The sequence below is a fragment of the Hydrogenophaga aromaticivorans genome (assembly GCF_013387465.1).
GTDB classification, from domain to species: domain Bacteria; phylum Pseudomonadota; class Gammaproteobacteria; order Burkholderiales; family Burkholderiaceae_C; genus Hydrogenophaga; species Hydrogenophaga aromaticivorans.
The window spans coordinates 942,791-962,664 of record NZ_VYGV01000006.1 but is presented as its reverse complement, the minus strand read 5'-3'; the positions used below and the strand labels follow the sequence as shown (position 1 = coordinate 962,664).

Here is a 19,874-nt window from a genome sequence, read left to right as displayed (position 1 = left end):
GCCGATGATGTTGCACCGACTCCTTTCCAACGACCTGCCGCGCAGCCGCTGGCTCGCCGCGCTGCTGGTGATCCTGTTCCTGGGGCTGGCGTTCGCGCCCTTCCTGTTTCCGGGCGTGAAGGCGCTCAACGTGGCGGCCAAGGTGCTGGTGTTCGTGGCCCTCGTCGCCAGCTTTGACCTGCTGCTGGGCTACACCGGCATCGTGAGTTTTGCCCACACCATGTTCTTCGGCATCGGGGCCTACGGCGTGGCGATCGCGCTGAGCGCGGTCGAAGAACCGTCCTGGGGCGCCATCGCGCTGGGCGTGCTGTGCGCGCTGGCGGTCTCGCTGGTGCTTTCGCTCATGATCGGCCTGTTTTCGCTGCGGGTGCGCGCGATCTTCTTCGCCATGATCACGCTGGCGGTGGCCTCGGCCTTCCTCACGCTGGCCTCGCAGCTGTCGGACTTCACCGGTGGTGAAGACGGCCTGAGCTTCAGCGTGCCCGAGCTGCTCTCGCCCGGTTTCACGCTGACCGAAGAGCCGCTGGTCACGCCACTGGGCGAGGTGGATCTGAACGGCAAGCTGATCACCTACTACCTGATCTTCGCGGCCGTCACGGCGATCTTCCTCACCATCCTGCGCATCGTGAACTCGCCCTTCGGCCGCGTGCTGCAAGCCATTCGTGAGAACGATTTCCGGGCCGAGGCGCTGGGCTACCGCACCGTCGTCTACCGCACGCTGTCCAACGTGCTCTCGGCCGGCTTCGCCACGCTGGCCGGCTGCCTGCTCGCACTCTGGCTGCGCTACAACGGGCCCGACACCTCGCTCTCGTTCGAGATCATGTTGGACATCCTGCTCATCGTCGTGATCGGCGGCATGGGCACGCTCTACGGTGCGCTGATCGGCAGCGTGCTGTTCGTGCTGGCGCAGAGCTACCTGCAGGACCTGCTGCGCATGGCGGGGGAAGCCACTGCTGGCATCCCGCTGCTGCCCGCGCTGCTCACGCCCGACCGCTGGCTGCTCTGGATGGGTGTGCTGTTCGTCCTGTCGGTGTACTACTTTCCCACCGGCATCGTCGGCAAGCTGCGCGAGCGCTCGGTCCTCGCGAAACTCAGGGGCCTGAAATGAACACCTCCGCTGTGGTTCCCCAGTCGCGCTACCTCCAGTGCGAAGGCCGCGAGATCCATTTCATGGACTGGGCGCCCGCGCCCGGTGTGCCCGAAAGCACGCCCGTGATCGCCTGGCACGGCCTGGCGCGCACCGGGCGCGACATGGACCCGCTGGCCGCGTACCTGAGTGCCCTCGGCCACCGCGTGATCTGCCCCGACACCATCGGCCGCGGCCTGTCGCAATGGAGCCCGACACCCGATACCGAGTACTGCCTGGCCTTCTATGCGCGCATCGCCACGGCGCTGGTGGATCAGCTCGGGGTGGCGTCCTTCCACTGGGTGGGCACCTCCATGGGTGGCGCCATCGGCATGGTGTGCGCGGCCGGCCCGCTGCAGGGCCGCATCCAGCGCCTGGTGCTCAACGACATCGGCCCCAAGCTGGCCGATGCCGCGGTTGAGCGCATCCGCAGCTACGCGGGCAATCCGGCCTCGTTTGCCACTGTGGGCGAACTGGAGCAGTACTTCCGCACCATCTACAAGCCCTATGGATTCCTCACCGATGCGCAGTGGAAGCTGCTCACCGAAAGCTCCACCCGCCGCCTGCCCAATGGCCGCGTGACACCGCACTACGACCCGGCCATGGTGATGCAGTTCACCCAGCATCCGGCGGACTACGAGCTGTGGGAGGCCTACGACCGCATTCACATTCCGGTGCTGTGCCTGCGCGGCGCGGAATCCGACCTGCTGCTGGCCGACACCGCCGAAGCCATGCGCGACCGCGGGCCGCGTGCGCTGGTGGTGACGATCGCGGGCTGTGGCCACGCGCCGGCGCTCAATGTGCCGGAGCAGCTGGATCTGGTGCAGCGCTTTCTAGCAGGTGTGCACTGAGAGCCTGAGATCAGGGCCTGGACGGGAGGGCTTCGACCTCGCGCTGGTAGTCCTCGTGCGAGGTGCTGGCGCTCTTCAGGCAGCGCTGCCGTTGCTGCATGTCCTCGATCTTGAAACACTGCTGGCGTTGCCAGCCCTGGCCGCTGTAGTAAGCCGTCTGCGTGGAGCAGCCCGCCGCCAGGCTGGCCAGGGCGCACAGGGTGAGGAGGGTGGGCAGCTTGTTCATGATGAAGTCCAGGGCACCGAGGTGTCACGTCAGTCCTTGGCGCCCAGCGCCAGCGCCGCCGCGCGGCTTTCCTTGAGTGCCATTGGGTCGTCGGCCTGTTTCGTGGGCCAGCCCTGGAGGTGGCGTTCGGTCAGGTCGGTGAGCGCGCGGATCCAGTCCGGGCTGTCGTTCAGGCAATCGATGTACTGGAACTGCTGGCCGCCCGCGTGCAGGAACGCTTCGCGCGCCTCCATGTTGATTTCTTCCAGCGTTTCCAGGCAGTCGCTGGTGAAGCCGGGGCAGACCACGTCCACGCTCTTCACGCCTTGTTGGCCGAGCGCGATCAGCGTTGGTTCGGTGTAGGGCTCCAGCCACTTGGCCTTGCCGAAGCGCGACTGGAAGGTGACTTTGTAGCGGTCTTTCGCCAGACCCAGCCGTTCGGCCAGCAGGCGCGCGGTCTTGTGGCATTCGCAGTGGTAGGGGTCGCCGAGGTGCAGGGTGCGCTCGGGCACGCCGTGAAAGCTCATCACCAGCTGCTCGGCCTGGCCGTGGTGCATCCAGTGCGCTCGGATCTTCCGGGTCAGCGCTTCGATGTAGCCAGCGTCATCGTGGTAGCGGTTCACGAAGCGCAGCTCGGGCAGGAGGCGCACCTTCAGGCTCCAGCTGGCCACCGCGTCGATCACGCTGGCGGTGGTGGTGCCGCTGTACTGCGGGTAGGCCGGCACGATCAGCACGCGGGTGATGCCTTGCGCCTTGAGCTCGTCGAGCACGGCGGGGATCGACGGATTGCCGTAGCGCATGGCGTAGCGCACCGTGACCTGGTGGCCGCGCTCGCCCAGGTAGCCGCGCAGCAAGGTGGCCTGCTTCTGTGTCCACACCTTGAGCGGCGAGCCCTCGGGCGTCCAGACGCTGGCGTACTTGGCGGCCGATTTGGCTGGCCGGGTGCGCAGGATGATGCCGTGCAGGATCAGCCACCAGATCGGCTTGGGGATCTCGACCACGCGGTGGTCCCCCAGGAACTCGGCGAGGTAGCGGCGCACCGCCGGGGCGGTGGCTTCGTCGGGGGTGCCGAGGTTGCACAGCACAACGGCCGTACCGGCCGACTGGCCATGCGAGAAGGGAGGTTCTTGTTGGAATGCCATGCGCTATTCTCCCGCACACATGAACACCCTCGAACCCAGCTCACCTGTTCCCCCTGTGATCGACGCCGGCCTGGACGTCTCGCGCATCCGCGCCATCACGCTCGACCTGGACGACACGCTCTGGCCGATCTGGCCCACGATCACGCGTGCCGAAGACGCGCTGCAGGCCTGGCTGAGCGAACACGCGCCGGCCACCGCCGCGCTGTCTGCCGCGCCGGGCACGCTGCGCGAGCTGCGCAACCAGATGAACACCACCCGGCCCGACCTGGCGCACGACATGAGCGGACTGCGCCGCGAGTCCATCCGGCTGTTGCTGCAGCGCGCGGGCGATGACCCGGCCCTGGCCGAGCCGGCGTTTGAGGTCTTCTTTGCCGAACGCCACCGCGTGGAGCTGTTTGACGACGCGCTGCCTGCGCTGGAATGGCTGAGCAGCCGCTACCCGGTGGTGGCGGTGTCGAACGGGAACGCGGACGTGCACCGCGTGGGCATCGGCGCGCATTTCCGGGCCTCGCTCAATGCCCATGGGTTCGGTGCCGCCAAGCCCGATACGAGCATCTTCCACGCCGCCGCGCAGGCCGCCGGCGTGGCGGCGTCGCAGGTGCTGCACGTCGGCGACGACGCGCACCTCGACGGTGTGGGTGCCCTGAACGCCGGCATGCAGCTCGCGTGGGTGAACCGCGAAGGCCATGCCTGGGAACATGCGCCGCTGGCGCCCCACATCACCGTGTCCGAACTGCTGGCCCTGTGCCGCGCGCTGGGCTGAACTTTCCCCATCTTGATTCCATGAGTCTCACCATCTACGGCATCCCCGCCTCGCGCGCGGTGCGCCCGCTCTGGGCCGCCACCGAACTCGGTCTGGATTTCGTCCACGTGCCCACGCCTTTCCAGGGCGGTGCCACGCGAACCCCCGAATTCCTGGCGCTCAACCCCAACGGCCACATCCCGGTGGTGGCGGATCAGCGGCCGCCGGAGCAGGGTGGTGAGGTCGTGGTGTGGGAAAGCATGGCCTGCGCGCTCTACATCGCGCGTCACCACGGCCAGCCCGATGGCACCAGCATCACGCCCGCCAACGCCCGCGAAGACGCCGAGGCGCTGCGCTGGAGCTTCTGGGTGGTGAACGAATGCGAGGCCGATGCACTGACGGTGTTGATGCACCGCATGGTGATGCCCGCCGAACGGCGCAAACCCGAGCTGGCCACCGCTGCCGAGAAGCGCCTGGCGGTGGCGCTGCGCGTGATCGAGCGGCACCTGCAACAGCAGAACGAGCGCGGTGAAGCGTATCTGGCGGCGCCGCGCTTCACCGTGGCCGACCTGTGCGTCGCCAGCGTGCTGAACTGGGCCCGAGCGGCACGCAGCCTGATGGCGGAGCACCCGTTGACGCACGACTGGATCGTGCGCTGCATCGAACGGCCGGCTCACCTGGCGGCCAAAGCCCTTGGCGAGGTTTGAACTGTTGAGTGGGGCAGTGGGAACCTTGGCCCACGGCCGAGAGCCAGGGTCAGGACCCGCTCACCAGCCCCACAACAGGCGCTTGGCGATCCAGCCGGTCTTGCCGTTGTCGCGCTCCACGCGCACCCAGTCGGGCCGCTTCTCGCGCGTGCGCAGCAGCTCGCCGTATTCGGCCTTGCCGACGATGCGGTGCTGCGTGCCGGGGCCGGAGCGGATGTTGGCGACCCGGGACTTCACGACGTGGTGCGGCGTGCGGCCCGTGAGTGAGCGCGCCACCCAGCCGCGGTCGTTTTCGAAATCACTGACCTTCAGCCAGTTGCCCTGGCGGGCGACCACCTTGAGCGGGTAACCCTTTCGCAGCTCCCACAGGACCTCGGTGTTTGTGCCGGGCCCCGAACGCATGTTCAGGACGTTGCCTTTCACGCTGACCATGCTCTGGGCGCTGGCGGTGTGGCCCGTCAGCAGCGCCAGCCCGGTGGCGAGTGCAGCGAGGGTGTTTCGAAAGCGATGTGTGCGTGTCATCCGCGGGGGCTCCTTCTCTTGGGGTGGAACAAACAGCAGGTGGGAGGGCATCAGGCGCCACAGGTTCCCGAGAATGTGCAGGGAGTTGATCGATGGGTCATGGGCTCCACGGTGTTTTCGTCTCCGCAACGGCTTGCCGGCAGGCTTCCCGGTAGGCCTTGAGGGTCTGTTCGCAGCGCCCCAGCAGGCTGTCTATGGGGTACGGGCCTGCCGCGGCATCGGTGATGCCAGAGACCATTCCGCTCAGCAGCGCCAGGCCTTCGCCAACGTGGCTGGCGGTGTGGATGTGGAAGCGGCCCTGGGCCACGGCATCCACCACGGCACGGTCCAGCATCAGGTGGCGCAGGTTGCGCTGCGGCAGCAGCACACCTTGCGTGCCATCCAGACCCGCCGCGTCACAGACGCGGAACCAGCCCTCGATCTTCTCGTTCACACCGCCCACCGGCAACACCTCACCGTGCTGGTTGAGCGCGCCGGTCACGGCGATGCCCTGCCGCAGCGGCACACCCGAGAGCGAGGACAGCAGAGCGAACAGCTCGGCACAAGAGGCCGAGTCGCCCTCCACACCCTGGTATTCCTGCTCGAACACGATGGATGCGTTCAGCGCCAAGGGTGTCAGATGGGCAAACAGCGCCGTCAGGTAGCTGTGCAGGATCAGCACGCCCTTGTCATGGATCGGGCCCGACATCTCGACCTCGCGTTCGATGTTGAGCAGGCCGCGCGTGCCCGCGTGACTGCGCGCCGTCACGCGCACCGGCAGGCCGAAGCGCCAGTCGCCCAGATCGATCTGTGTCAGGCCGTTGATCTGGCCCACACGCGTGCCCTGCAACGAAATCAGACGTTCACCTTCGGCGATGGATTCGCGCAGGCGTTGCTCGGGGTAGTCGTGGCGCTGGCGCCGGGCGGTCAGGGCGGCGTCCACATCCAGCGCGTCCACCAGGGCGGCGCCGCGTGCGCGACACAGCGCGGCGCTCTCGGCCACCAGCGCCTCCGTGCGCGCGAAGATGGCGCTCTGGCGGGCCTGGTCGTCGACCTCGCGGTGCGAGTCTTCCAGCAGCCGCGCCACGGCAGCCGCCGAAAAATGGGGCAGACCGAGCTTGCGGCAGGTGTGCGCCACATACAGCGCGCTGGCCGCGCGGGTGTCGCCGCTGGCGGGGAAGCTTTCGGCAAAGTCCACCTTGACGCGGAAGTGGCGCGAAAACTCCGGGTCGCCTTCCTGCAGCGCGTAGTACTCCTCCACCGAGCCGATCAGCACGATCTTCACCGCCACGTCCACCGCCTCGGGCAACAGCGACACAGCCGCCATCGGCATGGGCGAGCTGCCGGGCTCTTCAATCTGCACCCGGCCCGAGCGCAGGAAGCGGCGCAGCTTCTCCCACACCAGTTCCTCGGACAGCAGGTCGCGCAGGTGCAGCAGCAGGAAGCCGCCGTGGGCCCGGATCAGGCTGCCGGCCCGCACGCGCGAGAAGTCGGTCAGCATCATGTCTTCTTCGGCCTGGTATTCGATGCGGCCAAAGAGCGTGTGGTAGACCGGGTTGTCTTCCACGATCACCGGTGCGCCCGTGCGCCCCGCGTTGTCCACCACCAGATTCACCCGGTAGCCCAGCAGCAACTGGGTCAGCGCTTCCTGGCGCACCTCGTCGTCGCTGTCCTGCGCGATGAAGAGTTCGATGTGTTCCAGCACGTCGTGCTGCACCTGTTCCAGGTAGCTGCCGAGCTTGACCGAGTCCTTGATCTGTTTCTTCAGGCTGACCCGGATCTCCTGCATCTCGTGGTCCAGCCAGGGCTTGATCACCTGGCGGCGCAGCGCGGCCAGGGCCTCGTTCATCACGCGCTCCATGGGCCGGGTCTTGTCGAGGAAGCGTGCGATCTCCTGGCGCAAAGCCTCTTCGGCCTTGTCGATTTCGGCACGCCGCTCCTTGGACAGGGCGCGGGCTTCGTTTTCGGTGAGCGCGCTGCCCTTGTCGCCCATCAGCGTGAACACGAGATGGCCGGATTCGCGGAACAGGTTGAAGCCGTGGGATTCGGCAAACGTGTCCAGCTCGGTGTAGGCCTTGGCTTCCTCGCTCTGGTAGGCGGCCTGGATGCGCCCGCTCTCGGATTTGAAGTCTTCGCTGCCCAGGCGCTGGGGGATCTCGGTTTGCAGTCCGCGCGAAAACCGGGTCATGAGCTGCCGCAGTTCGCGGCCCTGGCCGGCGGGCATTCGCAGGGCGCGCGGCCGCTCGGGGGCGTCGAAGTTGTGCAGGTAACACAGGTCGGGCGGCACCGGTCGCCCCGCCGCCACGGCCTGGGTCAGCTGGCGCAGCAGCGAGGAGCGCCCGCTGCCCACCTCACCCAGCACGAACAGGTTGTAGTCGGCCTGGTCCATGGCCAGGCCGAAACGCGCTGCGTTCTGCGCACGCTCCTGCCCGATCCAGGGCAGCTCGGTGGTCTGCAGTTCCGCCGTGTCGGCAAAGCCCAGCGTGGCCGGGTCGATGTTCAGGCGCAGCTGTTCGGGCTTCAGGGGCGTGGCGTTCATGGGGCGTCTCGTGGGTGGCAAGGTTTCATGATGCGCGGAACGCCGGCCCTTCCGCAAGCGCCGACGTCAAACCGCCCGGCCGGCCGCCAGCCCGCTGCGCACCGCGCCTTCGAGCGTGGCGGGGTAGGGGCCGTCCACGTAGTCGCCCGCTGCCCACAGGCCCGGTGCGATGGCCTCCACCGGCCGTTGCAGGCCGGGCGTGCAGGCGAAGGTGGCGCGTTTTTCCACCACCGTCTGGATCGCCTGCAGGCCTTTCAGGCCCAGCTGGTCCGCGGCCTGCTGCAGCACGAGGGCCTGCAGCGCGTCGCGCTCGCCCTCGCTGGCGCTCACCACGAAGGCGAGAAGGCCTTGCGCAGCCGCGTCGTGCGGCGTGAGCTGGCCACGGTCGAACACGAACTGCGCCGGGGCGCGCAACGCGCCGGGATCGGCCGGCAACGCCAGCATGGGCGCGGCCAGCCGCGCGCCGGGTGCCCAGGCGTAGACGGTGGTGATGGCGGTGAAACGCAGCGCCGCGGTGGTGCGCGACCAGGCGCCGAGCTGGCTCGCGGTGCCGGTGTCACCCGCAGCACCCGCATTGGATGCGGCCTGCGCCATGGCCTGTGCGGCAGGGCCTGCGGCCGTGGCCCAGATCACGCGGTCGAAGGTCTCTGCGACTTCCGCGGTGTACAGCTGCCACGCCTGACCCTGAGGGCACAGGCCCAGCACGCGTTCGCCGGTTCGCAGGCGCACGGTGTCCGGGTGTCGGGTCGACAGCCATTGCGCCGCCGCGTCGGGCATCAGCGCCGAGAGGTCGCTGCGGGGCAGCAGCAGGTTGGATGCGCCCAGCCCGGCATGGCCCGCGCCAAACAACGCATCGCGCATCACGTTCAGGAACACCTGCGCGCTGGCCTGCGCGCCCGGGATGTTCAAGGCCGACACGCACAGCGGCTCGATCAGCCCATCCATCACGCGCGCCGGCAGGCGGGCGCAGAGTTCGGCCACGGTCATCGAAGGCGGGCACGCAAAGCCGGACCGCTGCCAGCCGAGCGAAGCACGAACCAGCGCCAGGCGCTCGCCCCAAGACCAGCCGCGCGCGCTGGCAATCGCCGCCACCGCATCGAAGGGCGCCGGCCAGCGCGCTGCCCAGGCGGGGGTCTGCAGGCCGCTGCCGTCCGGGTAGGGCAGGGCCAGTGGCAGGCGGAGCAGGGCCTGGTCCAGATCCACGCCGACCCGTTGCATGAGTGCCAGCGTCTGGCTGTAGGCGCCGATCAGGATGTGCTGACCGTTGTCGAGCGTGAGGGGCTGGCCGTCGGGCCGTTGCACATGCAATGCGCGGGCGCGGCCACCCAAGGTGCGGGTGGCTTCGAACACCGTCACATCGGCGCCCGCGTCGGCGGCCGCCACGGCCGCGGCCATGCCGGCCCAGCCCGCACCGACAATCGCAAGCCGTGTGCTCAAAGACGACCCAAGGCTTGCACCTTCCAGGCCAGCCAGAACTTGCGCAGCGGCGTCAGGCTCACGCGCTGCGTCAGCACCAGCAGCGGGTCTGCCGCAATTTCCCGCAGCAGGGTGCGGTAGATGCTGGCCATCATCAGACCCGGTTTCTGCGCCCGGCGGTCGGCTTCGGGCAACAGGGCCAGGGCTTCGTCGTAGGTGGCCAGGGCGCGCTCGCACTGGAACCGCATCAGGGCCAGGAAACGGCGCCGGAAGTCGGCGGTGTCCATGCCGGGCGCGGCGCCGCGTTTGATGAGTTCGTGCGCCTTCACATCGAAACGCTGCAGCTCGTTCACCGGCAGGTAGATGCGCCCGCGCGCAGCGTCTTCGCCCACATCGCGGATGATGTTGGTGAGCTGGAACGCCAGGCCCAGCCGGTGGGCGTAGGCGGTGGTCTGCGCCTGGGTCTGGCCGAAGATGCTGGCCGCCACTTCGCCCACCACGCCGGCCACCAGGTGGCAGTACTGCTGCAGGTTGGCGAAGTCGAGGTAGCGGTTCTGGTCCAGGTCCATCTGGCAACCGTCGATCACGGCCAGCAGGTGCCGCGCTTCGATGCCGAAGGCGGCGGTGTGCGGCATCAGCGCCTGCATCACCGGGTGGTTCTTCTCGCCGGCAAAGGCCTGCGCCACTTCGCGCCGCCACCAGGCGAGCTTGGTCTGCGCCACGCCGGGGTCCGTCACTTCGTCGACCACGTCGTCCACCTCGCGGCAGAAGGCGTAGAACGCCGTGATGGCGGTGCGGCGCTCGGGGGGGAGGAAGAGGAAGGCGTAATAAAAGCTGCTGCCCGAGGCAGCGGCTTTTTGTTGAACGTAGTCTTGGGGTGTCATGACTCAGGCAGGGTTGCCTGAGTGTAATCAGACGTTCTCGTCGACCGCGTCGATGCAGCTCAGGTCCAGCTTCAGGACTTCGCAGTGCCCACGGTCGATGCAGCGCAGCACGCCCAGCTCTGCGAGCTGGTGCAAGCTGCGGGTGATCGATCCGCGCGTTGTGCTCAGCAGGTTGGCGAGCGCCGCGCGACTGGGCAGCTGGATCACGGCCTTGCCCTGTTCCTGGCACAGCAGCAGCAAGATGGCCATGAGCTGGCGCGGCAAGCCGCGCAGCTGAACCACCTGGGACCAGTCGGCCAGGTGGCCGAAGGCTCGGACCATCGCGGTGTGCAACGACTGCATGAAGGCAGGGTCCATCGCACGGGTCTTCTGCAGGTCGTCGATGCGCAGTTCGCACAGGCGGCCGGCTGACACACTGGTCACGCCCAGCTGGGGCGCTTGGTCAAAGAGGCCGAATTTGCCCATCAGGCTCCCGCGACCCAGCAGCGCTATGGGGAGCACCTGCCGGTGCGGGCCCAGGCGGGTGCTCATGGCGGTGCCCCGTTTGATGATGCGGATGACGTCCGAAACGACGCCCTCCGTCAGCAGGCATTCGTCTTTCTGGAAGGCCACTTCCCGGATGTGGGGTGCGAGCCGGGCCCGATGTTCGTCGGGCAGGCGCCCGATCAGGCAGTTCTGGGGGGAAGCGCAAAGCTTGCACCGGACGTGGTGGTGGTGGGCTGCCTTGTGAGGCTGGGCAGCGGCGGTCGTGGGCATGGGCGCTGCGGGCGTGAGCTCCGCGGTTGCAGGTTTCTGGGGGCCCCGGGGTGGGGCGATGGGTGTTCTTTTTATAGGGCTGTATCGCTTCAGATCCGTATGGCACCGGTTGATGCCTAGATTAAATCAAGGCAATTCTTAAATTAGAACCAGGCCTTCGCCCGGAAATGCGCCCGGCATCACATTGGTGTCAGGTTGTGGCGCAGAGCCCATCTGTAACCGTGGATTCCCACCGCTGTCTGCCGAAGTTTGCAGAACGGTAACCGACCTGTTGCCGTAAACCTCTTTCAAGAAGGCGGGGCATTTCATGCGAAACAACGAGCCGGTGACCCAGCGGGAATTCGTCCTAGAGGCGGATGCAACATTGATGTCTACCACCGATCTGCAGGGCAACATCACCTATGTGAACGAAGCCTTTGTGCAGGTCAGCGGTTTCTCGCGCGAGGAGCTGCTCGGGCAGCCCCACAACCTGGTGCGCCACCCGGACATGCCGCGTGAGGCCTTTGCCGACATGTGGAACACGCTGCGCCAGGGGCGGGCTTGGTCGGCGCTGGTGAAAAACCGGCGCAAGAACGGTGACCACTACTGGGTGCGGGCCAATGCCACACCGGTGTACCGCGGGGGCCAGCTGGTGGGTTACATGTCGGTGCGCACAACGCCGCTGCGGGCAGAGGTCGAGGCGGCGGAATCCCTGTACCGGCGCTTTCGCGAGGGGCGCGCCCAGGGGCTGCGCTTCTGCCAGGGCCTGGTGATGCGTGGCGGCGGGCTGGCCTGGATGTCCTGGGGGCGTCGCATGCCGCTGGCGTGGCGCCTGCGGCTGGCCTTGATGGTGGTGTTTGTGGCGGGTTGTGCTGGCTGGCTGGTGACCGGCGCCTCGTGGCCGGTCGCCCTGGGCGGCATCGGCATCCAGCTGGGGTTGTTGCTGCTCATGATGGGGCGGCTCCAGGTGCAGGTGGTCCGGCCACTGGCGCTGGTGCTGGGCGAGGCCGAACACGTGGCTTCGGGTCAGACACCGTCGCCCGATGAGCTGGGGCGTGTGGACGAAATCGGCCGCCTGCAACGCGCGCTCCACCAGGCCGGACTCAACCTCAAGGCGCTGCTGGACGATGTGCAGGTGCGCGCGAGCCAGGTGGCCGACGCCAGCAGCGAGATCGCCACAGGCAACGACGACCTGAGTGCGCGCACCGAGCAGGCGGCCGCGAACCTGCAGAAAACCGCGGCCTCGATGGAGCAGTTCAGCACCAGCATCCAGCAGAACGCCGAGTCCGCCGTGCGGGCGGCGCGCCAGGCCAGTCTGGCCAGCACAGCCACCCAGCGGGGCGGTGAGGCAGTGCGTCAGGTGGTGAGCACCATGCAGAACATCAACCAGTCGAGTCAGCGCATGACCGACATCATCGGCGTGATCGACGGCCTGGCCTTCCAGACCAACATCCTCGCGCTCAACGCGGCGGTGGAGGCGGCCCGCGCTGGCGAGCAAGGGCGGGGATTTGCTGTTGTGGCGGGCGAGGTGCGTTCGCTGGCGCAGCGCAGTGCCACCGCGGCGCACGAGATCCGCGAGCTGATTGCCCAGGGGCGCTCCGGTGCGGAGGCGGGCGTGGCGTTGGTGAATTCGGCGGGCCAGATGATCGGCGACAGCCAGCGCCAGGTGGTGGATGTGGCAACCCTCATCGACGGCATCGGCACCGTGACCACCGAACAGGCTGGTGCCGTGTCCCAGGTGAGCGAATCGGTCAACCTGCTGGACCAGATGACCCAGCAGAACGCGGCCATGGTCGAGCAGATCGCGGCCGCCGCACGCGGCTTGCAACACGAAGCCACGCGGCTGCGCGAAGCCATCGGTGTCTTTTCCTGAACGGGGTGGGCCTCAAGGCGCCGCGGACGTGGCGATCAGGGCCGGTCTGGTGGGCTGCAGTGCGACGTCGACCAACTGCGGGTCGGCGAGCTGGCAGTGCCAGCGGTCCCGGCGGATCAACAGGCCCTGCTTCTCCAGCAGGCTCAGGTTGCGCGCCACCGATTCACGCGTGGTCGATAGCAGCTCGGCCAGCGCCACGTGGCTGGGCAGGCGGATCAACTGGCTGCGTTGATCATTCGACAGCAACTGCAAGGCCCCCAGCAGTTGTTGCTGGATGCCCTTGACGCGCATGACGTGGGCCCAGTCGGCCAGATGGCCGAAAGATGCCGAGATCATGGTGTAGACGCAGCCCAGGAACACCCGGTCGATGACACCCAGCCGGTACAGGGCCGCGATGTCGATGACGCACAAGCGGCCCGCCGAGAGGGCCTTGGCGCCGACCTGGTTGCGCTGGCCGAGCAGGCCGTAGGCGCCGATCAGCTGACCGCGGCCAAAGAGCGCCACCGGCCGTTCTATCGAATCGACACCCCGGCGCACGGCTTTGACAGTGCCCAGTTTGACGATGGTGATCTGGTCGGCCACCTCACCCTCCACCTGCACCACGTCCGATTTGCGAAAAAGGCGCTCGTGGATGACTCCAGCCAGCGTCTGTGCCGTGCCCTCACCCACGCAGCTCATGATGCAGACCGAACGTGTTGCGCACACCTCGCAACGTGCCAACTGGGTGGTGGACCGGGAAGTCTTGGTCGGAGTCTGAAATGCTTGCATCAATGGGCCTGAATGCGCATGTTGCGGGGGAGTGGGGTGCGGGGTCATGGTTTCACCAGTGAGCCCAAAGGATGTGACGGCTTCTTGGTGCGTGCCTGAATTAAGCAAGCGTTTGCTTCGTGAAATTACGGATGCGTTGCCTTGAAACGCGTGCTGGATCACTTACGTTTTCGTTTTTGCCATTGATCACATGGGTGCGTATTGCGTATACGCAAGTTGAGTGCGTGCGCATCGCAGCTGACCTCTCTAATTCGCAAAGGTTGAATGCCGTGCTCTGCTTTTTGATGCAAGCCGGCGCGATTCTGAGCCCTGTGATTTCGCCTTCCACCAGGTGCTCGCCAGGAAATGCGCGACGGGTCACATTGACAGCGGATGCGGCCCTTTTTCTGCACCGCTTTGCTTTAACCCCCTTGTTATATGTGTCGAAATATCGAGCATGAACGACGCACTGGAAATCGACGACCTCACGCTGTGGCTGGGCATGCTCGAGAAGGTGGTGGACGGCAGCACCAACATGGTGGTGGTCACCGACCGGGAGCGGCGCATCAAATGGGTCAACGCCACCTACTCGCGGGTGACGGGCTGGTCATTGCCCGAGTGCATCGGCAAGCGGCCACGCGAACTGCTGCATGGCCCGCAGACCAGTGCGGAGGAACTCTCGCGGCTGGCCTCCCTCATTCGGCAGGGGCAGTCGGTTTCCAATTTCGAACTGGTCAACCACAAGAAGTCGGGTGAGCCGTACCACGTGGCGCTGAACATCGAGCCCATTCGCGATGCCCATGGCGAGGTGTGTGCCTACCTGTCGATCCAGTCCGACATCACGGAACGCCGCCAGCAGGAGCGCCACACCGTGGAGCTCAAACAGCGCCTGGAGGTGGCGCAGCGCCTGGCCCGGCTGGGGCGCATCGACACCGAAGTGGAAACGGGGCGGCCCCGCTGGTCCAGCGAGGTGTTCCGCATTCTCGGCATGGTGCCGGACGAAGCGCCGCGCGAATTCGAGGGCCTGCTGGCGTTCACCGTCCCGGAGGACGTGTCGGATCTGCGTCGCAGCCTGGCGGACGGGGTAGAAGCCGGTGAAGAGCTCGACGTGGAGTTCCGTGTCATCGGCCGGCATGGCCAGCAGCGCTGGGTGCGTTGCCGCGGTGTGCCGGCTTGTGAAGACGGCCGGTACACGCTGCCGCGCAGCTGGTCGGTCCAGGACATCACGTTCTACAAGATGCGACTGGAAGAAAAGCGGCAGCGCAACGAGGAGCTGAACCAGCTGGTGCTGGCGCGCACCCGCAAGCTGGAAGAGTCGAACCGTGCGCTGGAAGAGTTTTCCTGCGCACTTTCGCACGACCTGCGTTCGCCCCTGCGCCACGTGGCCGGCTTCGCCCATCTGATCAAGGAGAACCTGGCCAAGGGCTCGGTTGATGACTGTCTGGGCTTTTGCGACCGCATCGTGCAGGCTGCCGGCCGGATGCAGAACCTGATCGAAGGCCTGCTGTCGTTTTCGCGCATGGGGCGCGAAGGCCTGAACGTCGAACGCGTCGATCTGGACGCGATGTTGCGCGAGGTGGTGGTGGGTCTGCACGACGACGCGGGGCTGCGCAACATCCAGTGGCGCATCGCGCCGGATCTGCCGGCGATCCAGGGTGATGCGGTGCTCCTGCGCGAGGTCTGGATCAACCTGCTGGACAACGCACTGAAGTACACCGGGCATCGCGACATCAGCGAGGTCGAGATCGGCTGGCACCCGCACCCGGATGGCCCGGTGTTCTTCGTTCGCGACAACGGCATCGGCTTCGATCCGGAGCACGCCCAAAAACTGTTCGGCATGTTCCAGCGGCTGCACAGCGAGCCACAGTTCAAGGGCGATGGCATCGGCCTGGCCCTGGTGCGCCGCATTGTCGAGAGCCACGGCGGGCGCATCTGGGCGACCTCGAAGCTCAATCAGGGCGCCACGTTTTATTTCCTGCTACCGAACATCGCGGACAGCGCCATGCCCTCGGACTGGGGCGCGGTCGAGAGCGTGCACGCCATCGGTTGCCGGTGTGGGGATTCGCAGGCTGTTGAACCGGGCCTGCAAAGCTGAGGTCCGGCCTCAGGCGGTGGCAGGCCTTCGCCAGCGCCACCACCGGCGCGTTGCCCGGGCGGCTTTCGGGCGCATGAAACCCAGGTAGAGCAGCGGCACCACGAACAGCGTGAGCACGGTGGAGAACGCCAGACCCCAGACGATGCTGGCCGCCACGGGGCCCCAGAGCAGGCTCTGGCCACCCAGGCCAAACGCCAGCGAAAACAGGCCGCCGATGGTCGTGGTGGTGGTGATCAGGATCGGCACCACGCGCCGGCGGCTGGCCTGGATGATGGCGTGGATGGTGCTCATGCCGCGCTGCATGCGGTCGTTGGCGGCATCGATCAGCACGATGGCCGAGTTCACAGCGATGCCGGTGAGCGCGATCACGCCGTAGAGCGTGTAGAGCGAGAGCGGGTTGTTCGAGATCGCCAGGCCAAACGCCACGCCGGTGAAGGCCAGCGGCACGGTCACCAGGATCATCAACGGCTGCCAGTAGCTCTTGAACTGCGCCGCGAGGATCAGGTAGATCAGACCCACGCCGAGCAGGAACAGCACCTGCATCGACTCCAGGCTTTCTTCGATGTCTTCGAGCTCGCCCGAGAAGTCGAGGTCGATGCCGGGGTGCTGGGTGCGGATTTTTTCCCACTCGGCCTTGACGATGTCGTTGGCCACCGTGGTGTCGGTGATGGCCTTGTCGAGGTTGGCTTCCACCGTGGTGGTGCGGCGCAGGTTGTGGTGGCGGATGAAGCCGCGACCCGGTGTGGCCTCGGCCTGCACCAGGGCACCGAGGCGGGTGGTCTGCCCGTTGGGCAGGGCGATGGGTTCGTCGAGCAGGCTGGCCGGATCGACACGCAGGTTGCCGGGCTCGCGCAGGGCCTGGTCGGAGCGCACGCGCAGCTCGATCTTGTCGCCGCCGTCGCGGGTGAAGGCGACGACCTCGCCGTCCACGCTCAGGCGCACCAGCCGTGCCACGAGCGCCGCGTTGAGCCCGGCATCGCGCACGGCATCGGGGTCCAGTTGCAACTGCAGCTGGGCCCGGCCCGGTAGGTTGTCGTCCTGCACATCCTTGGCGCCGGGTATGGCGGCCACGATGGTCTTCAGGGCATCGGCCGCACGCTGGATCGGCTCGAACTCGTCCCCGCGCACCTTGACGCTGATGGCCTTGCCCGCCGGCGGGCCGCCGGCCAGTGCGGTGAAGCTCTTGCGGCCGGGTCCGGGCAGGTTCTCGATGGTCTTGCGCATGTCCTCGATCACCGTCATGACCTCGCGCGAGCCGTCGGTGCGCGGGTTGAGCGAGACAAACACCTGGCCGTACAGGTCGCCGTAGACCGGTTCGGTCTCGGTGAACTTGAGGCCGGCGGTGCTGGTCACGGCGCGTGCTTCGCCGTCCAGACCCACGCCACGCAGCTGCTCGCGCACCGCGGCTTCGACGCGCTGGGTTTCGGCCAGCGTGTCCTCCAGTGCCGCGGTCTGGGGCATGTCCACGTTGACGTAGAACGCGCGGATCGGATCGAAGGCGAAAAACTGCACGCGGATGATGCCGGTCGCCATCAGGGCCACGGCGGCGGCCACCGCGGTCACCCCCACGAGGGCGAAGCGCTTGGGGCGGCGCAGGGCATAACCCAGCGCCTGGCCGTAGCGCAGGCGGATGCCGCGGTTGAAGCGCTCGCGCCAGGCCTGCACGCGCGAAGGGCGGTCAAAGCGCACACCGATCGCGGTCACATGCACGGGCATCATCCAGAACGCCTCGATCAGCGAGATGGCCAGCGCCAGCGTGACCACGAAGGGGATCACGAACATGAACTTGCCCATGATGCCGGGCAGCAGCATGAGCGGCAGGAAGGCCGCCATGGTGGTGGCCACCGAGGCGACCACGGGTTTCCACACTTCGACGATGGCGTCCAGGCTCGCGGCCAGGGCCTGCTGGCCACGCTCCATGCGGTAGTAGATGGACTCGACGACCACCACCGCGTCGTCCACCAGCATGCCCAGCGCGATCACCACGCCCAGCAGCACCGAGACATTGACCGTGTGGCCCAGGGTCTGCAGCACGGCGAAGGTGCCGAGCAGCGAAAACGGGATGCCCATGGTCACCAGCAGGCCAATGCGCCAGCCCAGGAACACCCAGCACACCGCCAGCACCAGGAGCATGCCGAACAAGGCGTTGGTTTCCATGACACCGATGGCGTCGCGCGTGGGCACGGTCTGGTCGTCGGTCAGCACGAGCTTCAGTCCCGACGCTTCGAACACGCTGTTCTGGTTCTGGATGTAGGTCTTGAGAACGTCGACAAGCTCCAGGGTGTTGGTGCCCGATTTCTTGGTCACGGCCAGCGAGATGGCGCTCTGACCGTCGGCCGCGGCGTATTGCGCCGCCGGTGCGCGCGCGCGCTCGATGCGGGCCACCTCGCCGAGCCGCGCGGCCACGCCGGGGCGCTGGGCAGAGGTGACGGGCAGGCCTTCGAGCGCCTGCGGATCGGTCATCACGCCCTTCACGCTGATCGACCAGGCGCCGCCCTGGGTCTTGAGCGTGCCGCCGGAGGTGTCGCGCCACCACGCGGCCACCGCGTCGGCCACGTCGGAGGCGAGCAGGCCGCGCGCGGCCAGCGCCTGGGCGTTGGGGCTGATGAGGATTTCCGGGTCGCGCAGGCCCGAGGCGTAGACCTGGTCCACACCGGCGATGCGTTCCAGGTCCGCCTTGATGCGCCGCGCGTTGACGCGCAGGGTTTCGTCGTCGGCCTGGCCCACCAGCATCAGCGCGGCGGTGGGGAAGCCGTTGCTGGTGGTGATCTCCAGGATCATCGGGTCTTTGGCATCGCGCGGCAGCTCGCTGGTGGCCTTGTTCTGGATCTCGCGCCGCAGGTCGGCCATGCGCTTGTCGAAGGTGCGCTCGTTGATCTCGCGAAAGCGCACCAGCATGCTGGAGATGTTTTCGCGCGAGCTGGAGATGACGAAGCGCACGTCGGCCACGCCCTTGATCGCGTCTTCCAGCGGGTTGGTGATCAGTCGCTCGACCTCCTCGGCGCTGGCGCCCGGCAGCACCGCGGTGACGCTGACCCAGTTGAAGTTGATCTCGGGGTCCTGCTCGCGCGGCATGGTGTTGTAGCTGACCAGCCCGAGCAGCATCACCACCACGAAGGCGATGTTGGCCAGTGGGTGGTTGGTGAGGAGGGCGCGCATGAATGCCATGGGGCGTCCTGGTTCAGTTCGCCGAACGGCCGCTGACCGGCTTCACCTCGATGGCCACGCCCGGTTGCAGCGCCGCCTGGCCACTGACCACCACCAGCGTGTCGCCGCCCAGTGTGGCGGGCAGGGCCGAGGCCCGGCCTTCCTGGGCGCCCGGCACGGTGACGAAGCGGGCCGTGGCCTGCGCGCCGCTGCCTTGATGCACGAACACGCCCAAGCCGCCGTTGCGGCGCACCATCAGGGCCGGTGGCAGGTGCGGTCGCGACTCGCGCCAGCGCAGCGTGCCGCTGGTGCCGGCGGGCGGTGGCGAAACCGCGGCGGTCTGCGCAAAGGCCAGGCGCGCGGTCTGGGTGCGTGCCGGCGCGCTCAGCGTGCTGCCCACGCGCAGCAGCTTCACCGGCACAGCCTCCCCGAGGGTCACGAAGCGCAGCTCGCTGCCGGCGCGCAGGCCGGGCACGTCGGCCGGGCTGAGCGTGGCCTGCAGTTCCGCCGCACCCGATTCGCTGAGCACGTAAAGCACGCTGCCGGGCGCCACCGATTCACCGGTCTGCGCCAGCCGCTCCTTCACACTGCCGGCGAACGGTGCGCGCAGCGTGGTCTTGGCCAACTGGCGCTGGGCGGTGGCGAGCTGGGCGCGGTTGGCGCTGACCTCGGTCTGCACCAGGGTCACTTCGGTCTCGCGCTGACCCAGCGCTTCCTTTGAAAAGAAACCCTGGGTGACCAGATCGCGTGAGCGCTGCAGCTGCGCCTGGGCCAGCTTCAGGCGCGCCAGGGTGGCGTCGAGTGCGGCCTGGGCGCGCTGCACGGCCAGCTCGGCGTCGCGCGGATCGATCTGCGCCAGCACCTGGCCGCGCGCGACCTGGGCGCCGACATCGGCGGTCCAGCGCAGCAAGGTGCCCGAAACCTCGGCCGAGAGCTTCGATTCGTTGCGCGCGATCACATGGGCCGGCGCTTCGCGCTCGGGCTGGATCCAGACCGTGTCCAGCCGGGCCACGCCCACGCTGGTGCGGGCCGGCACCGCCGCGGGCTGCGGGGCCGGTTCGGGGCTCTGCTGCGCCCAGCCGGGCAGGGACAGGCAGCAACCGAGCAGGGCCGCGACCAGGGTCGGGCATTGAAAGCGTCGCATGGCGGATTCCTGAAAGGGCG

Annotated in this window: 16 protein-coding genes; 6 read left to right on the top strand and 10 right to left on the bottom strand. The window is 67.6% G+C overall.

What is annotated here, in order from left to right; translation table 11 throughout:
• The first annotated feature begins 7 nt into the window (after positions 1–7).
• The gene (locus tag F3K02_RS08855; RefSeq protein WP_177135196.1) at positions 8–1,108 is read left to right on the top strand and encodes a branched-chain amino acid ABC transporter permease; all 1,101 of its coding nucleotides are present in this window, start codon (positions 8–10) and stop codon (positions 1,106–1,108) included.
• On the top strand, positions 1,105–1,977 hold the full coding sequence (locus F3K02_RS08850) for an alpha/beta fold hydrolase (RefSeq protein ID WP_177135195.1): 873 nt from the start codon (positions 1,105–1,107) through the stop codon (positions 1,975–1,977). The genes F3K02_RS08855 and F3K02_RS08850 overlap by 4 nt, the downstream gene beginning before the upstream one ends.
• Positions 1,978–1,987: 10 nt before the next feature.
• On the opposite strand, the gene F3K02_RS08845 is transcribed toward F3K02_RS08850, so the two are convergent.
• Together F3K02_RS08845 and hemH are read right to left on the bottom strand one after the other, a co-directional pair.
• Entirely contained in the window at positions 1,988–2,203 is a 216-nt protein-coding gene (locus F3K02_RS08845; RefSeq protein ID WP_177135194.1) for a hypothetical protein, read from the bottom strand.
• 29 nt (positions 2,204–2,232) lie between these two features.
• Positions 2,233–3,324, bottom strand: a complete 1,092-nt coding sequence (gene hemH, locus F3K02_RS08840; protein ID WP_177135193.1) for a ferrochelatase — start codon at positions 3,322–3,324, stop codon at positions 2,233–2,235.
• 19 nt (positions 3,325–3,343) lie between these two features.
• On the opposite strand from hemH, the gene F3K02_RS08835 reads away from it, so the two are divergent.
• Together F3K02_RS08835 and F3K02_RS08830 are read left to right on the top strand one after the other, a co-directional pair.
• Positions 3,344–4,087 carry an HAD family hydrolase gene (locus tag F3K02_RS08835; protein ID WP_177135192.1) on the top strand — a complete coding sequence of 248 codons (744 nt, stop codon included), beginning with the start codon at positions 3,344–3,346 and terminating at the stop codon, positions 4,085–4,087.
• A gap of 20 nt (positions 4,088–4,107) precedes the next feature.
• Positions 4,108–4,773, top strand: coding sequence for a glutathione S-transferase family protein (locus tag F3K02_RS08830; protein ID WP_177135191.1), 666 nt, complete (start codon positions 4,108–4,110; stop codon positions 4,771–4,773).
• 60 nt (positions 4,774–4,833) lie between these two features.
• Here the strand turns inward: F3K02_RS08830 and F3K02_RS08825 are convergent, their stop codons facing one another.
• From F3K02_RS08825 to F3K02_RS08805, 5 genes are all read right to left on the bottom strand, one after another.
• Positions 4,834–5,295, bottom strand: coding sequence for an SH3 domain-containing protein (locus F3K02_RS08825; protein WP_177135190.1), 462 nt, complete (start codon positions 5,293–5,295; stop codon positions 4,834–4,836).
• A 97-nt stretch (positions 5,296–5,392) separates the two neighbouring features.
• Positions 5,393–7,813 (bottom strand): Lon protease family protein, encoded by a 2,421-nt coding sequence (locus F3K02_RS08820; protein WP_177135189.1) that lies wholly within the window; start codon positions 7,811–7,813, stop codon positions 5,393–5,395.
• A 66-nt stretch (positions 7,814–7,879) separates the two neighbouring features.
• Positions 7,880–9,250 (bottom strand): hydroxysqualene dehydroxylase HpnE, encoded by a 1,371-nt coding sequence (gene hpnE, locus F3K02_RS08815; protein WP_281362738.1) that lies wholly within the window; start codon positions 9,248–9,250, stop codon positions 7,880–7,882.
• Entirely contained in the window at positions 9,247–10,113 is an 867-nt protein-coding gene (hpnD, locus tag F3K02_RS08810; protein ID WP_177135185.1) for a presqualene diphosphate synthase HpnD, read from the bottom strand. The genes hpnE and hpnD overlap by 4 nt, the downstream gene beginning before the upstream one ends.
• Positions 10,114–10,140: 27 nt before the next feature.
• Entirely contained in the window at positions 10,141–10,869 is a 729-nt protein-coding gene (locus tag F3K02_RS08805) for a Crp/Fnr family transcriptional regulator (protein WP_177135183.1), read from the bottom strand.
• 367 nt (positions 10,870–11,236) lie between these two features.
• Here F3K02_RS08805 and F3K02_RS08800 point away from each other — a divergent pair, with 367 nt between their 5' ends.
• A complete protein-coding gene (locus F3K02_RS08800; RefSeq protein ID WP_343067042.1) occupies positions 11,237–12,721 on the top strand; it encodes a methyl-accepting chemotaxis protein in 1,485 nt (494 codons plus the stop codon).
• Between the two features lie 12 nt (positions 12,722–12,733).
• Here the strand turns inward: F3K02_RS08800 and F3K02_RS08795 are convergent, their stop codons facing one another.
• Positions 12,734–13,399 (bottom strand): Crp/Fnr family transcriptional regulator, encoded by a 666-nt coding sequence (locus F3K02_RS08795; RefSeq protein WP_177135179.1) that lies wholly within the window; start codon positions 13,397–13,399, stop codon positions 12,734–12,736.
• Positions 13,400–13,925: 526 nt separating this feature from the next.
• On the opposite strand from F3K02_RS08795, the gene F3K02_RS08790 reads away from it, so the two are divergent.
• Positions 13,926–15,563 carry a sensor histidine kinase gene (locus F3K02_RS08790; protein WP_177135177.1) on the top strand — a complete coding sequence of 546 codons (1,638 nt, stop codon included), beginning with the start codon at positions 13,926–13,928 and terminating at the stop codon, positions 15,561–15,563.
• Between the two features lie 9 nt (positions 15,564–15,572).
• Here the strand turns inward: F3K02_RS08790 and F3K02_RS08785 are convergent, their stop codons facing one another.
• Together F3K02_RS08785 and F3K02_RS08780 are read right to left on the bottom strand one after the other, a co-directional pair.
• Positions 15,573–18,731, bottom strand: a complete 3,159-nt coding sequence (locus tag F3K02_RS08785; RefSeq protein WP_177135175.1) for an efflux RND transporter permease subunit — start codon at positions 18,729–18,731, stop codon at positions 15,573–15,575.
• Positions 18,732–18,744: 13 nt separating this feature from the next.
• The gene (locus F3K02_RS08780) at positions 18,745–19,854 is read right to left on the bottom strand and encodes an efflux RND transporter periplasmic adaptor subunit (RefSeq protein WP_177135173.1); all 1,110 of its coding nucleotides are present in this window, start codon (positions 19,852–19,854) and stop codon (positions 18,745–18,747) included.
• Positions 19,855–19,874 lie beyond the last annotated feature (20 nt).

Coding starts and splice junctions, on each gene's coding strand:
- F3K02_RS08855 (WP_177135196.1), top strand. CDS start 8: ATGTTGCACCGACTCCTTTCCAACGACCTGCCGCGCAGCCGCTGGCTC.
- F3K02_RS08850 (WP_177135195.1), top strand. CDS start 1,105: ATGAACACCTCCGCTGTGGTTCCCCAGTCGCGCTACCTCCAGTGCGAA.
- F3K02_RS08845 (WP_177135194.1), bottom strand. CDS start 2,203: ATGAACAAGCTGCCCACCCTCCTCACCCTGTGCGCCCTGGCCAGCCTG.
- hemH (WP_177135193.1), bottom strand. CDS start 3,324: ATGGCATTCCAACAAGAACCTCCCTTCTCGCATGGCCAGTCGGCCGGT.
- F3K02_RS08835 (WP_177135192.1), top strand. CDS start 3,344: ATGAACACCCTCGAACCCAGCTCACCTGTTCCCCCTGTGATCGACGCC.
- F3K02_RS08830 (WP_177135191.1), top strand. CDS start 4,108: ATGAGTCTCACCATCTACGGCATCCCCGCCTCGCGCGCGGTGCGCCCG.
- F3K02_RS08825 (WP_177135190.1), bottom strand. CDS start 5,295: ATGACACGCACACATCGCTTTCGAAACACCCTCGCTGCACTCGCCACC.
- F3K02_RS08820 (WP_177135189.1), bottom strand. CDS start 7,813: ATGAACGCCACGCCCCTGAAGCCCGAACAGCTGCGCCTGAACATCGAC.
- hpnD (WP_177135185.1), bottom strand. CDS start 10,113: ATGACACCCCAAGACTACGTTCAACAAAAAGCCGCTGCCTCGGGCAGC.
- F3K02_RS08805 (WP_177135183.1), bottom strand. CDS start 10,869: ATGCCCACGACCGCCGCTGCCCAGCCTCACAAGGCAGCCCACCACCAC.
- F3K02_RS08800 (WP_343067042.1), top strand. CDS start 11,237: ATGTCTACCACCGATCTGCAGGGCAACATCACCTATGTGAACGAAGCC.
- F3K02_RS08795 (WP_177135179.1), bottom strand. CDS start 13,399: ATGAGCTGCGTGGGTGAGGGCACGGCACAGACGCTGGCTGGAGTCATC.
- F3K02_RS08790 (WP_177135177.1), top strand. CDS start 13,926: ATGAACGACGCACTGGAAATCGACGACCTCACGCTGTGGCTGGGCATG.
- F3K02_RS08785 (WP_177135175.1), bottom strand. CDS start 18,731: ATGGCATTCATGCGCGCCCTCCTCACCAACCACCCACTGGCCAACATC.
- F3K02_RS08780 (WP_177135173.1), bottom strand. CDS start 19,854: ATGCGACGCTTTCAATGCCCGACCCTGGTCGCGGCCCTGCTCGGTTGC.